General features: G+C 56.3%; 11 protein-coding genes. 3 read left to right on the top strand and 8 right to left on the bottom strand.

The genetic code is table 11. The features are described 5' to 3' along the window. Positions 1-48: 48 nt before the first annotated feature. Positions 49-1,944: a PrkA family serine protein kinase gene (locus tag ACZF99_RS07250; protein WP_483610353.1), complete on the bottom strand. Its 1,896-nt coding sequence runs from the start codon at positions 1,942-1,944 to the stop codon at positions 49-51. A gap of 229 nt (positions 1,945-2,173) precedes the next feature. Between ACZF99_RS07250 and ACZF99_RS07245 the strand changes: the two genes are divergently transcribed. Next, positions 2,174-2,944 (top strand): DUF2161 family putative PD-(D/E)XK-type phosphodiesterase, encoded by a 771-nt coding sequence (locus ACZF99_RS07245; protein ID WP_483610352.1) that lies wholly within the window; start codon positions 2,174-2,176, stop codon positions 2,942-2,944. A 186-nt stretch (positions 2,945-3,130) separates the two neighbouring features. On the opposite strand, the gene ACZF99_RS07240 is transcribed toward ACZF99_RS07245, so the two are convergent. Further along, positions 3,131-4,468 carry an aminotransferase class I/II-fold pyridoxal phosphate-dependent enzyme gene (locus tag ACZF99_RS07240; RefSeq protein ID WP_483612592.1) on the bottom strand — a complete coding sequence of 446 codons (1,338 nt, stop codon included), beginning with the start codon at positions 4,466-4,468 and terminating at the stop codon, positions 3,131-3,133. A gap of 217 nt (positions 4,469-4,685) precedes the next feature. On the opposite strand from ACZF99_RS07240, the gene ACZF99_RS07235 reads away from it, so the two are divergent. Both ACZF99_RS07235 and ACZF99_RS07230 read left to right on the top strand, forming a co-directional pair. Next, the gene (locus ACZF99_RS07235; protein ID WP_483610350.1) at positions 4,686-5,096 is read left to right on the top strand and encodes a hypothetical protein; all 411 of its coding nucleotides are present in this window, start codon (positions 4,686-4,688) and stop codon (positions 5,094-5,096) included. Then, positions 5,093-6,160 carry a phosphodiester glycosidase family protein gene (locus ACZF99_RS07230; RefSeq protein ID WP_483610348.1) on the top strand — a complete coding sequence of 356 codons (1,068 nt, stop codon included), beginning with the start codon at positions 5,093-5,095 and terminating at the stop codon, positions 6,158-6,160. The genes ACZF99_RS07235 and ACZF99_RS07230 overlap by 4 nt, the downstream gene beginning before the upstream one ends. Positions 6,161-7,046: 886 nt before the next feature. Here the strand turns inward: ACZF99_RS07230 and ACZF99_RS07225 are convergent. The 6 genes from ACZF99_RS07225 to ACZF99_RS07200 all read right to left on the bottom strand — a co-directional run bounded on the left by ACZF99_RS07225 (position 7,047) and on the right by ACZF99_RS07200 (position 13,614). Then, positions 7,047-7,292 carry an AbrB/MazE/SpoVT family DNA-binding domain-containing protein gene (locus ACZF99_RS07225; RefSeq protein WP_155607094.1) on the bottom strand — a complete coding sequence of 82 codons (246 nt, stop codon included), beginning with the start codon at positions 7,290-7,292 and terminating at the stop codon, positions 7,047-7,049. A gap of 92 nt (positions 7,293-7,384) precedes the next feature. Continuing rightward, positions 7,385-7,954 carry a maltose acetyltransferase domain-containing protein gene (locus ACZF99_RS07220; protein WP_483610346.1) on the bottom strand — a complete coding sequence of 190 codons (570 nt, stop codon included), beginning with the start codon at positions 7,952-7,954 and terminating at the stop codon, positions 7,385-7,387. Positions 7,955-8,074: 120 nt separating this feature from the next. Continuing rightward, positions 8,075-8,539, bottom strand: a complete 465-nt coding sequence (gene trmL / locus ACZF99_RS07215; protein WP_483610344.1) for a tRNA (uridine(34)/cytosine(34)/5-carboxymethylaminomethyluridine(34)-2'-O)-methyltransferase TrmL — start codon at positions 8,537-8,539, stop codon at positions 8,075-8,077. A gap of 170 nt (positions 8,540-8,709) precedes the next feature. Then, positions 8,710-9,798: a 3-phosphoserine/phosphohydroxythreonine transaminase gene (gene serC / locus ACZF99_RS07210; protein WP_483610342.1), complete on the bottom strand. Its 1,089-nt coding sequence runs from the start codon at positions 9,796-9,798 to the stop codon at positions 8,710-8,712. A gap of 162 nt (positions 9,799-9,960) precedes the next feature. Further along, on the bottom strand, positions 9,961-10,863 hold the full coding sequence (locus tag ACZF99_RS07205; protein ID WP_483610340.1) for a hypothetical protein: 903 nt from the start codon (positions 10,861-10,863) through the stop codon (positions 9,961-9,963). A gap of 21 nt (positions 10,864-10,884) precedes the next feature. Continuing rightward, positions 10,885-13,614 (bottom strand): GH36-type glycosyl hydrolase domain-containing protein, encoded by a 2,730-nt coding sequence (locus ACZF99_RS07200; RefSeq protein ID WP_483610338.1) that lies wholly within the window; start codon positions 13,612-13,614, stop codon positions 10,885-10,887. Between the last annotated feature and the right edge of the window lie 243 nt (positions 13,615-13,857).

The following is a 13,857-nucleotide window of genomic DNA, read 5'->3' as shown; positions in this document are numbered from 1 at the left end:
TGGATTCCCGAAATCTCTATCCATTTTATGTTCCCCCTAAACGCTACGCTACCGGTTCAGCAAACTCCCCACATATCGCAGCAATTCATTGGCGCATACCGGGCAATAGCCGTGCTCGTCGATCAGCCGTTTGCTGACCTCGTTGATGCGTTTGAGCTGGTTTTCGTCCGGCGTTTTGGTCGAGGTCGTGATTTTGACAATGTCCTTGAGGTCGGCGAACAGCTTCTTCTCGATCGCTTCCCGCAGCCGGTCGTGGTGGTTATATTCGAATTTCCGCCCTTTGCGCGAATACGCGGAGATGCGGATCAGAATTTCCTCTCTGAACGCCTTTTTGGCGTTTTCCGAGATGCCGATTTGCTCTTCGATCGAGCGCATCAGCCGCTCGTCGGGATCCATCTCCTCGTCGGTGAGCGGATCGCGGATTTTCGTCCAGTTGCAGAACGCCTCGATATTGTCGAGGTAGTTCTCGAACAAGGTTCGCGCCGATTCCTCGAATGAGTAAACGAACGCTTTTTGCACTTCTTTTTTGGCCAGTTCGTCGTATTCCTTGCGGGCAATGCTGATAAAATTCAGGTAGCGTTCGCGTTCTTCCCTCGTGATCGAAGCATGCTGGTCCAGACCGTCCTTGATCGCCCGCAAAATATCCAGGGCGCCCATGCAATGCAAATCCTGCTTGATCAGCGCGCTGGAAATCCGATTGATGACGTAACGCGGATCGACGCCGGACATGCCCTCTTCCAGGTACTCGTTTTGCAGCTCCTTCAAATCGGCGTCCTTGTAGCCCTCGACTTCTTCGCCGTCGTAGAGGCGCATTTTTTTCACCAGATCGACGCCTTGCTTCTTCGTTTCCTTCAACCGGGTCAAGATGGAGAAGATCGCCGCGGACCTTAGGGCATGCGGGGCAATATGAATGTGGCTCATATCGCTTTGACCGATCAGCTTGGCGTAAATTTTCTCCTCCTGCGACACCTTGAGGTTGTAGGGGATCGGCATGACGATCATCCGCGACTGCAGCGCCTCGTTTTTCTTATTGGCGATAAACGATTTGTACTCCGCTTCGTTGGTGTGCGCGATAATCAGCTCGTCGGCCGAAATCAACGCGAACCGCCCCGCTTTGAAGTTCCCCTCCTGCGTCAGGGACAGCAGGTTCCACAGAAACTTCTCGTCGCATTTCAGCATCTCCTGGAATTCCATCAAGCCGCGGTTGGCCTTGTTCAGTTCGCCGTCAAAGCGGTACGCTCGCGGATCGGATTCCGATCCGTATTCGGTAATCGTGGAAAAATCGATGCTGCCGGTCAGATCGGCGATGTCCTGCGACTTCGGGTCCGACGGGCTGAACGTGCCGATCCCGATGCGGTCGTCTTCGGACAAGAGCACCCGCTCGACCTTGACGTTCTCGATGTCGCCGCCGTATTCCGTCTTCAGCCTCATTTGGCATACGGGGCATAGATTGCCTTCGATCCGGACACCCAGCGTCTTCTCTACGTCCGGACGGAGTTCATGCGGAACGAGGTGAAGCGGGTCCTCATGCATCGGGCACCCGGCGATGGCGTACACGGCCCCTTTATCGGTCCGGGAAAACTTCTCGAGCCCGCGCTTCAGCAGCGTCACGAGCGTGGATTTGCCTCCGCTGACGGGCCCCATCAGAAGCAGGATCCGCTTGCGCACGTCGAGCCGGCGGGCGGCGGAGTGAAAATATTCCTCGACCAGCTTTTCGATGGCCCGATCGAGCCCGAAGATTTCCTGCTCAAAAAATTTATACCTTTTCCTGCCGTCCTCTTCTTCTATGCCATACGACTTGATCATTTCGTAAACCCGGGCATGGGCGGTCATCGCCGGCGAAGGGTCTTTGGCCAACAGTTCGACATAATCTTTAAATGTGCCGCTCCACGACAAGGAGTCGCTCTCCGCCCGGTAAGCCGCTATACGCTCAAAAATGTCCATGTTAGGTACCTCCTGTACTCCCGCTTTGGGGGTTCTCCCGCGTCCCCGATCTTTAGATGTTGCCTGATCAGAATATGGAGCTTCCACGATAAAAAGTGTATTACATTCCTATGCGCCGGGACGGGAGAAGTTGACCTTTTTTCCGATGAAAATATTCGGATGGAAAAAGTAGGAATTGAGCTTTGTGATATAATTTGGACATGATCATGGGAATGAAAAGGGGATCGTCATGGCGGTACAGCATGAGACGGAATTGTACGCTCCGCTGAAGGCTTTTTTTGAGGCGCGGGGGTATGAAATCAAAGGCGAGGTGCGGCATTGCGACCTGGTTGGCGTTCGGCCCGGCGGCGGCGATCCGCTGATTGTGGAGATGAAAAAGACGTTTAATCTTCCCCTGCTGCTGCAGGGAATGGAACGCCAGCGACTGAGTTCGGAGGTGTACCTGGCCGTAGAGCGCAACCGCGCCAAAAAAGGGGCGCATAACCAGCGATGGAGCGAAATTACGCTGCTCTGCCGCCGGCTGGGATTGGGCCTGATTGCGGTAACCCGGTATAAAACGAAACCCGCGTTCGTGGAAATCCTGTGCTCGCCGGGGAACGAAGCCTTGTATACGCCGGGGCCGAAGGTGGTGAAACGCCGGGCGGACAAGCTGCTGCACGAGTTCCACGAACGCAGCGGCGACTACAACATCGGCGGCAGCACCGGCACCAAGCTGGTGACGGCCTACCGCGAACGGGCGTTACGCGTGGCGCTCGCCATCGAGGAGGCCGGGGGCGAGACGTCGCCGAAGGACGCGCGCGACCGCAGCGGCGTCGGCAGCGCTGCCGCGATCCTGCAGCGCGACTACTACGGCTGGTTTCGCCGCGTCGTCCGCGGGCGCTACACGTTGACACCGGCCGGAGCGGAAGGCTTGCGAGCGTACGCCCACGTCGTCGACGGGTGGCGTCGGGCGGCGGCGGCCACAGAGCGGGAAGAAGAGGGCGAAGGGGAGGCGGACTGACTGCCTCTAGCCTCTAGGAGCTAAAGCGAGCGGTTGAAAATCTTAAGTGAACCTAATAGTAGAAGAAAATGGCGCTATTACGGCAATCTTCAGAGAAAACGCGGGCGTTGGGGCCGGTGGGGGGAATAGCTGCAAGTATGCAGTTATTCCCAAGGAAAAGTCCGGATTTCTCAAAATCACAGAAATCTACTCGTCCGCGAAACGCCCCGTGAACTCGGCGAGGGCGGCGGTGAGGCGCGCCAGCCCTTCGCGCAGCCGCGCCGGTTCGTGCGCGGCGACGGTGAGCCGGATGTAACGATCATCCGGCTCTTTGGCGTAGCACAGCGTCCCCGGCAGGAACGCGGTGCCTTCCAGCAGCGAAGCGCGCAGCAGCGCTTCGCTGGAGACCCCGGCGGGCAGGCGCAGCCAGAGGAACAGCCCACCGCCGGGGTCCTCCGCGCAGGCGCCGCGCCAGGCGGGCGCCTGCAGCAGCTCCAGCGCGAGCGCGCGCCGCGCGGCATACGCCGCCGCAGCCTCGGCGGCGGCTCGCCCGCGCCCCGGCGGCTGGGCGAGCCAGGCGCGGAGCCGCCCGGCTCGCTCGGCCACGGCCGCCCCCGCGGCGCTGGAGCTGCCCGGCGATGGAACGCGGCGCAGCCGTTCCATCGTTTTTGCTTCGCCGCGCAGCCAGGCCAGCGGCAGCTGCGGCGTCAGCGTCCGTTCCAGGGAGCCGAGGCCGAGGATCTCCGCTCCCCCAAGGCTCGCTTGTTGGCGCAGCACATATAGCGATGTCGTATCCGCTTCGGCTCCCCCCTCCCCCCTGTACTCTACCTCGCTCTCTTTCCGGTTCTTCGATATGTCCTTTTCCTCCGGCTCGCTCCCATCGGCGGCAGGCACCGCAGGCTCCCCCGGCTCCTCCCTTCCGGCGGCAGGGATTCCTTCGGCGAACGGCACCAGGCTCGCCGTATCATCAACCACGACCGGCAGCCCGAGCCGCTCGCTGAACTCAAGCAGCGCCAGCTTGCGCTGCCGGCTCCATACCCGGCCGGACGGGTTCGAATAATGCGGCGTCACGTATGCCAAAGCGGGCCGTCCCCCGGCCGCCTCGACTTTCCGCCGCAGATCGTCCGGCAGCATGCCGTCGCGGTCGCAGGCTACCGGGACGGCCCGGATTCCGCGGCGACGCAGCAGCTCCAGCGCCTCCGGCGCGGCCGGCGTCTCGACGAGCACCGTGCCGCCGCCGGGAACGAGCGCCCGCAGCAGCAGGTCAAGCGCCCCATCGGCGCTTTCGGCCAGCATCCACTGCTGCGGGTCCGTGCGGATGCCTTCGGCTTCTTCGTATGCCGAAGCCAGCCAATCCAGCAGCGCGCTAGCCCCGTTGCTCCCCGCCGGCTCCCCGTCTTGTCCCTTGCCGTCCGCGCCGGATTCCCGATCCAGGCGCATACCGCTCCCCATCCCCTGCGGCCCCGCCAACGAGATCAGGTTGCCTTCCCGCAGCCCGTCTTCGATCTCCCGGGCAAAAGCCGGCGGTAGCCGGCGCTTCAGCATTTCCAAACCCGTATCCACACGTACACCCCGTTTCCATTTGCCTGTATATGCGATTGTACCCTAGGACAAATTTTCCAGGCAACGGGGGCCAAACCGCGCATTCTGCTTGAAGCTGTCGAAGTTTTGCCAAATCTATCATTTTTGCGAACCTAGTGTCGACATGATAGAATGAGAACTGCATCATAACCACTTTTATTAATTTTTGAGGTGATTTACCATGCCTTACTCTACGGAACCTGCAACCGTCACTGAAACGAGTCGCAGCAGGAAGACACGGCGGCCTTCCGTAGCCTTGATTTTGTTGATTTGGATTCTATTGATCGGCGCCGGAGCCACTGCGGCCTACATGTATAGCAATCATTTGAAGCAATCGATGATCGACCAACTGGACGCCAAATGGCAAAGCGAAGCCGAGCAAATGAAGGCGGATTATACGGCGCAGCTAACCGCTTTGTCCGGCGAGGTCAAGAATTTGCAAAGCAAGGTGGAAACGTTCAACGAATTGCTCGAATTCACGAAGGACAACAGCAGCGAAAAAACGGATAACAGCAACAAATTGTATTCGCAATTGAGCGAGGTCAAGCAGCAGTTGGCCGCGCTCCAGAAAAAGATGGACCTGCTGAAATGATCACGCCGGTTAAACAAATCAACCGTTTTTTCTTGCTGGTCACCGGTCCGTTAATCGGGTTGCTGATCGCTCTCTTCATCGGAGGGGCCGCCATCGAATGGAATCGGCCCCCCCACCCCATCACGTCGGAAGCCGAAGTGTTCCAGACCACCGCTTCCATCTCGGATGGATTAACCAAGGCGGAGAAAGACGCCAAAACGACGATTTCCTCCATCCGGCAAACGGCCGAGCTTTACCAGAAGACGACCCAAACGATGAGTTCGATCGTCAAGACGGCAAAAACCGCAGCCGCCCGGCCCGAATCGATTTACAACCGGCGGATTACCTCCAAGCTGGGCGTCCCCTTTGAGACGATTGAAAGCGACCGGATTCGCATCGAATTGTACAAGATCAATCCCGGGACTTATCGGGGGTACGCCATGAAGATTCGACTCAAGTCGCCGGACGCCATGCAAATGACGCTGGGCAAGGATCAGCTGGGGGGAGCGGAGACGACCAAGCAAGCGGTGCAACGCCACGGTGCGGTCGCCGGGATCAACGCCGGCGGATTTGCCGATTCCCGCGGGGAACGTTACCCTTTGAGCACCACGGTCCTGAACGGGAAATACGTTAACGGCTTCGAGCCTACGTATAAGGATTTGTTTTTCGTCGGAATGAACCAATCGGGCCAACTGATCGGCGGCAGGTTTCAGAACAAAGAGAGCCTGGACAAGCTTCAGCCGAAGTTTGGCGCCTCCTTTGTGCCCATCCTGCTGCAAAACGGCGTCAAGCTCCCGATCCCGCAAAAATGGAAGACGTCTCCTCTGCGCGCCCCGCGTACGGTGATCGGTAATTACAAGGATGATCAGCTGCTGGTGCTGGTCGTTGACGGCGATAACGAAAAGGGCCGTTCCGGAGCTACGTTGGAGGAATTGCAAAACAAGCTGTCGAAAATGGGGGTCCAAGATGCCTATAATCTGGACGGCGGGGGTTCCTCTTCCCTGGTCGTCAATGGCCGGGTCGTCAATAAACCGTCCGACGGCAAGCTTCGTCCGGTGCCGACCCATTTCTTGTTCTTTAAATAAGCAACACATCCTCATCGTCTCGTATTTGTCTATGAAATATTTCACATTTTGATTTATTTTTAGGCCGTGGCCGGGTATAATTAAGGAAAGGAGTACAACGTGGAGGTGTTCGGCTTTGTCATTCTCTTTAACGTTCTGGATTATTGCCCTCGTTTTGGCTATGTTTTTGTGCGGGATTTTGACGGCAGCCTTTAACGACGATAAAACCAAAGGCCTTTGAGAGGTCACTCCAAAAGGCATCTTTCCATCACGAAGCAAATCAATGAAGAAGGCTCGGCGTCGAATCTTGCATTCAGCCGGGCCTTCCGTTGCTCTCGTAGCCTCATGCTACGCTCCGCTACTCATGCCCTACGCTTCATCCAACCTTCTCGGTGCTGAAAACCTGCCTTTTTGATCCTTGATTGAACCGGTCACTCCAAAAGGCATCTTTCCATCACGAAGCAAATCAATGAAGAAGGCTCGGCGTTGAATCTTGCATTCAGCCGGGCCTTCCGTTGCGTTCGTAGCCTCATGCTTACGCTCCGCAAACATCCCGCTAACGGACTCCAGAGGCGCTATCAGTCCCATTAACGGACTTACCGAATTTAACGGACCCAGTAGACCTTATTTCGGAGCAGGAGGGCCCAAACGCCGCTCAAATGAGCCAATAAGGTCTCTGGAGTCCGTTACAGCGGGAAATAGCCGGGAAATCAGCAAATAGGGTCGCTACGGTCCGTTAGGTTCGACTGTGGATTGGCGAATACTTCGACTGCGGCTCTGCTGCATTCGGCCGCGAGGCCTGCCACAAAACGACCACAAATAAACAAGCTTCCCTCGCGGGAAGCTTGTTTATTGTTGTTGTGCGTGCTCTGGTGCTTTTAAACCTATCGAATGTCCGGGCTTGAACCTAGGACAGTTGGCTCATTTCGACCAGGCATTGATTGCATATCGAGCGCTCTTTGAAATCGCTCACGCCTTCCATCGATCCGCAGAAGACACACTTGGGGCGGTACCGCTCCAAAATGATGTGATCCCCTTGCACCAAAATCTCGACGGGGTCTCCTTCGTTCATCTGATATCTCTTGCGCAGCGACTTGGGTAACACGATTCTCCCGAGTTGATCCACTTTACGGACCACACCAGCAGGTTTCATAAAATTGTACACCTCTCCTGAAAAAAAAGTTATGTAAAAATAGAACCAAATACCTAATCTATTGTATTTCGCTATTTTTTTCAGGATTCCTGCTACTTTTCCACGTTTTTAATTATTTTCGCGGGATTGCCACCAACCACGGCTCCATTCGGCACGTCTTTCGTTACGACCGCACCGGCCGCAATCACCGCGTTATCGCCGATAGTGACCCCGGGTACGATCACCGCCCGCCCCCCGATCCACACGTTGTTGCCGATGTTCACCGGTTTGCCATATTCTGCTCCGGAGTTGCGCGCGGCCGGATCGAGCGGATGGGTGGCCGTATAAATATGTACCCCCGGCGCCATAAAGCAATATTCCCCGATCCGCACCTCGCAGACGTCCAAGATCACACAGTCGAAGTTGGCGTAAAAATGATTGCCGACATAAATATTCGATCCGTAATCGCAGCGGAAGGTCGGTTCAATATAGATATCTTCGCCGCAGCCGCCAAGCAACTCGTGGAGAAGGGTCGCCCTGTGCTCCCGCTCATCCTCCCGGGTCGCATTATATTCCCGCGTCAGCCTGCGGGCGTGAAGCCGTGCGGCCACCAGCTCCGCGTCACCGGCGTTATACCATTCTCCGGCGAGCATCTTTTCTTTTTCCGTTTGTCCCGAATTCATGAGGTCATCTCACTTTCTGCCCTTAAACAGGTTGTTCAATAAGTCATCTTTCCATGACGAAGCAGAGCTTGTGAAGTAGGTTCGACGTCGAAAACCCGACTTTTTGACTTGCGCTAATACCTACTCCATCCCAGGAAAATCAAGCTGCCGCAGCGCCTCGTACACGATAATGGCCGCCGAGTTCGACAAATTGAGCGACCGGACCTTATCCGTCATCGGCATGCGCATTACCGTATCCGGATGGGCGGCCAAAATTTCCGGCGGCAAGCCTTTCGTCTCTTTGCCGAATACGAAGAAATCCTCATCCTGGAAGGCGAAATCCGTGTACCGTTTCTTGGCTTTGGTGGTGGCAAAGAAAAACCGGCTTCCCGCATACTTCTCCTTCACTTCCTGAAAGGAATCGTGATATTCGATATGCACCGCATACCAATAATCCAAGCCGGCCCGCTTCAGCGTCGCGTCATCCGTCCGAAAACCAAGCGGACGCACCAGGTGCAGATGGATGCCCGTCGCGGCGCAGGTTCTGGCGATATTTCCCGTATTGGCCGGAATTTCCGGCTCCACCAGCACAATATGTAAGGCCATGATGATCGAACTCCTCGTCCTAATAAATAAAATCGGCCCGTCTGAGACCGTACTTGATCCATTATATCAAATTTTGTCCGCAAAAAACCTCCAACCCCCGCCTGGGAACAGGCGGGTTTGGAGGTTGCTCCGTACGGGGCTTTCCCAAGGAAGCCCAGCTGCAAAAAACTTTATCCGTGCGTTTTTTGGAACTGGGCCATAAAATCGACAAGAGCCTGAATGTTGGCTTTCGGAACCGCGTTGTAAATCGAAGCGCGCAGGCCGCCGACGCTGCGATGGCCTTTGAGTCCGACGAACCCTTCCTTCTCCGATTCCTTCACGAACAGCTTCTCCAGCTCCTCGCTGGCCAAACGGAAAGTGACGTTCATCGTCGACCGGCTTTCCGGACGGACGCATCCACGGTAGAAACCGCCGCTGGCGTCGATCGCTTGATAAAGCAAATCGGCTTTATCCCGGTTCTTCTTCTCGATGCCTTCAAGCGCGCCTTGCTCTTCGATCCATTTCAGCACTTCATTCACCATGTAAATCGAGAAGGATGGCGGTGTATTGTACAGCGAGTTGTTCTCGGCATGCGTATCGTACCGGAACATCGTCGGCAGATGCTTCGGCGATTCGCGCAGCAGCTCCTCGCGGACGATGACCACGGTTACGCCGGCCGGCCCCAGATTCTTCTGCGCGCCGGCATAAACCATCCCGAATTGAGCCAAATCGAACGGACGGCACAAAATATCGCTGGACATGTCCGCGATCAGCGGAACGCTGCCGGTGTCCGGGAACTCGCGGAACTGCGTGCCTTCGATCGTTTCGTTCGAAGTCAGATGCAGATAGGCGGTGTTTTCCGGCAAGTTCAAGCGGCTGACGTCCGGAAGCGACATATATTTGTCTTCCTCCGAGGAAGCGGCGACAAAGGTTTCGCCGATGAGCTTGGCTTCTTTTAACGCTTTTGCAGCCCAACTGCCCGACTTCACGTAACCGGCCGTCTTCCCTTCCGTAAGCAGGTTCATCGGCAACATAGCGAATTGGGTGGACGCTCCGCCCTGCAGGAACAGCACCCGGTAACCGGACGGATTGCCGAACAGCTTCAACAGACGCTCGGCCGCTTCGTTGTGGACCGATTCATAAACGGCGCCCCGGTGGGACATCTCCATGATCGACATGCCTGTCCCGCGAAAATCGACGAATTCCGCCTGTGCCCGTTCCAGGACCTCCAACGGCAGCGCGGCCGGACCCGCGTTAAAATTATAAGCTCTGTTACTCATTTCTCCCCATCCCTTCCCTTTACAATCCATGTCTGGTTTCGAATATAATTAACGATTATCATAGCAACTATTCGATCTCCCAGCAAGCCGTTATTTCGCAAAAATTCACTATTTTGCAGAAATGACACATTAACGCTTCATCAAGGGAAAGAGATAATAGGTTTATTCGGCGCCAAATTCGTTAGATCCACTAAATTCATAGATCCGCGTCCAGCTTTGCCGTTCTCCCGGTGCCACCTGGACCGCCACGAACATTTCCGGGGAAATGACGTGCCCATGCCCCCAAACGGCGGCCGAGCTTAACGGAAGCTGGCTCCGCTCGCGTGCGGCCAAGCCGCTGGGACGATGCCGCAGTTCCCATAGCCACGGATAATCACGCCCGTCGATGGGGTTCATCCGGAAATAGAAGTCCTTTTCCGGACGGCGTTCCCATGTTACGTTCTCCCCTTCGAACACCAATCCGTCCAACGTGGACGGATCATCGCTCCAGATTTTCGCAGCAAACGGCAGCCTCAGCACATAATCCGGCCCAACTGAATATCCATCGAACCCGAGAAAGTTATGGCTGTATTCTTCGGTCGAGATCGTCCGGCTTCCGGTATTCTCCACCGTATATTCGATAGACAGCCGATTGCCGGAGATTTCAATGTTTTTTTGTACGCGAGCAGCGTATCCCCGGCATTCGTTAGGCAGGGTCGTAAAGCCAATCCGCGAGTCCCCTTCTTGTTTCACCTGCGTCCCGAAGCGCTCGCATGCATATTCCCGGTAGAACCGGTAATCCGCTTCATCCGGCCGGATCAACAACCCTACGCCCAGCTTGGGAAAAAACTCGCCGATCCGGGTCTCCTCATACCCGATGGCTTCCTTGATGCCAAATTCGCTGCATAACCCGATCCCGCCCGTACCGGCGCCGGGCGTCAAGCTCTCCGGCACGCAGAACTGGTGTCTGCCGTCCAGCTCGATCCCGGTGATGAAGCCGGCTTCATCGAACCGGGTACCTTGATACGCTTCGCCGAGCTCGGCAATTTCAATGATCAAACGGTCGTTTCTTAATTGATAAGCCATCGATGATTCCCTTCCCATCCGTCACGCTTTCAGCGTGATTTCTATGCGGTGTACGGTTCCTGTCGGCAGCGTCTCGATCGCCTGACGCGGGATGAGGCAACCCTCGCGAACAAGATTGCAATCAAGCGAGCCCCCGTTCAGGGTGACTTGTTCGATCCGATACGCTCCGTAGTCCGCTTGCTGCAAGTTTCGATACACGATCTGCAACTGGCGTCCGGCAAAGCCGGTGATCACGGACGCTTCGCCCTCGCGATCGAACTGATCCAAGGTCAGCTTCGGTTCCAGGCGCAGATCGCCGTAATCGCCTTTCACCCCGTATACCTCCGTCAGCAGCGTCAGCAGCAGCCAACTGGCCGATCCCGTTAAATAAGTATACATGCCGCGGCCCCGTTCGTTAATATATTCCGGAATGCCCGGATACATCCGGCTGCGTTCGAAATCGGCGGACAGCCGGTAGACGGAATCCAGTACTTGCTTTCCGGCTTGGACGAATCCGCGTTTGTACAGGGCGTTGGCGTACATTACCGTCATGTGGCTGAACATCGCTCCGTTTTCTTTATGGCCGAAGGCAAATCCGAACGCCCGCCCCAGGTTCTGTTGAATTTCGCCGAACCGCGAATTCAGGCGGTAACCGATTTGCTCATCCTTCAGATACCGGTCCACCGCGGCCGTGATTTTGCCGACCTGCTCCTCGGTGGCAATACCGCCCATAATCGTAAACACTTGCCCGGTCAACGTCATACGCACCCCGTTCGGATAATCCCCTTCGACTCGCTTGGCATCGTTGTTGTAATATCCATTAAACCACTCGAACCCTTCCGCGCTGCGAATCCACTCCTGCTTCCGCAAATGGGCAAACGCCCAATCGGCCTTCCGCCGAAGATCCTCGGACACCTGCCGAACGCTTAGCTTGCGCTTCCGCCCGCTGACGGCCGGGACGACGGAATCGAAATAACGGGTAAGCAGCTCCTGTTTGGCCGGGATGCTGTCATAGTTCACCGGGGCGCTTAGACTATCGAGCAGCACGGCGATCTCTTCGGCGAGCTCGATGGTGTCCGTTCCGCCCGGCGCTTGCTCCAATCGGGCGATCAGCTCGGAGAGCTCCAGCAAATTGCTGGCATAAAACGCCGTAAATGCCACGCTCTCCCCGCGTGCCGGAGCCAGATCCAGGCCGTCGTTCCAGTCCGCGCCTTCCAATTTGATATTGCCGTTTTCCCCTACGTTAAAGAACGGCACGATATTTTGCAGCAATATATGCTCCAGGATCGTCCCTTCGTAAATGCGGCCGTCGTCCGACAACAGCTTGTTCCCCTGTTCCGGCGTCCAGGAATGATCGCGTTCCCGGCATCGTTTGGTGAAAATGTCGCGGAAATACGTCTGCGGCTTCAGCAAAAATCCAAGATCACCGCTTTGATGGATATACAATAACGTCGTCAGCAGCGGCCAGGCCCCATGGTCCATCCATACCCGCGGGATATTGTTGCGGTCGGCGATAAATTCGCCCGGCTTCGACCCGATAATCGTCGCGTTGCTCCCGTCGATGCGTACGCCGGCGTAGTTGTTGTACAACAGATGACCAACCTCGTCCGGCTCCATAACCAGCAGCGCCAGGCAATCTTGCCATAGATCACGCCAGCCCCGTCCGCCGCGCCCGTAGTCGTGATACGGAAGAAATGAATTGCCGTACATCCGCCGCAAAATCGGCTGCAGCGTGACCCATTTCATCCAGAGGTCCTGCTGCTCATCTCCGGTATGAAAGGAGAGTGCATCCAGCTTGCTCGACCAGTAAGCGCGGTTTTGCTCCAGCAGTTCGTCAAATCGTTGTTCCGACAAGTAGGCGGCGGCGACACGCGAAGTATCGATCCGGTCATCCGCGATCATCATGGCGACGACGTAAGACACCGAAGCCGCCGGGGCTAACCGGACCGTATCGAACCGCAGCGCCCCCACCGCTTCGTACCCCTCGGCTTCGGCCCCTGCATACGCGTCCGGCCCGCGATTCGCGACGACGGCCTGCGGCCAGTCCAAGGCTCCGCCCTCTCCGATGAAATCCTCGGTCACCGGGAAGAAGCCGATCGGGGCCTTCCCATCCTGCGCGGCGCCAAATACGCCATACGCCGTTTGATTGACGCGATGCCCCCGCTCGTCGAACGACAGCGACGGTTGAACCTCTACACCGTGAACGGAGGTATAAATCCGGTGGAGCAAGGACGTGACATGCCGGTGATCCCGCAGGTCGTCAGCCGAACGCGCATACAGCGGAATCGCGGCCGTCGGCGTGAAGGTCAATTCCGTGTTCCCGATATTGGTCAGCCGAACTTTCATCAGTTCGATTTGATCGTTCGTAACGGGGACAAAGCTGGTCGTTTCCGCCCGCAGGTTCAGGCGGCGGTTCTCCCGGGTCGTCTTATGCCATAAAAAACCCGCTTCCAGCGAAGTTTTCTCTTTCTCCTCCGAAAATAACGCTGCGTTCTGCCGTGCCGAATTTCCGGTTGCGGACCAGGCCCCGTACCCGTCGAGGCAGACCCAAAAATTCCGCGCCGCTTTGGAATTGTGCAGACTCTCCACCGAGATCGGCTCCAGCAGAAACGAATTATGCCCCGTGGTCGCTTGCCCGTGCAGGTTTGGAGACACCGAGGACATCATTCCGGCTTCGTTCACCAAAGGAAAATACAAATAACTGCTCAACTCGGGCTGTTCGAGCCGAAACACGCCCTCCTTCCCATGAAATCTCCAACCGCTTGTCGCCATAATACCCACTTCCTTTCCATCGCATTAATATATCCCGAAAATTTTCGGAAATCTGAACCCATTAAAATCAGAACCTATTTCGGACAGTGATTCGAAACCGGTTTCGACATACTTATTATCCTTCCTATCTCTTGGTTTGTAAAGGATTACGGCTCATCTTGTTCGTTCGTTCTTGACGATGCCGTGAAATTTGACTATGCTGATTTACGAAAATATTTTCGTTATGAGAGGAGGAAGGCGAAA

It is taken from the genome of Paenibacillus sp. JL3B1040 (genome assembly GCF_057063165.1).
The sequence above is the reverse complement of the archived record's forward strand: the minus strand, read 5'-3'. Positions and strand labels throughout refer to the sequence as shown.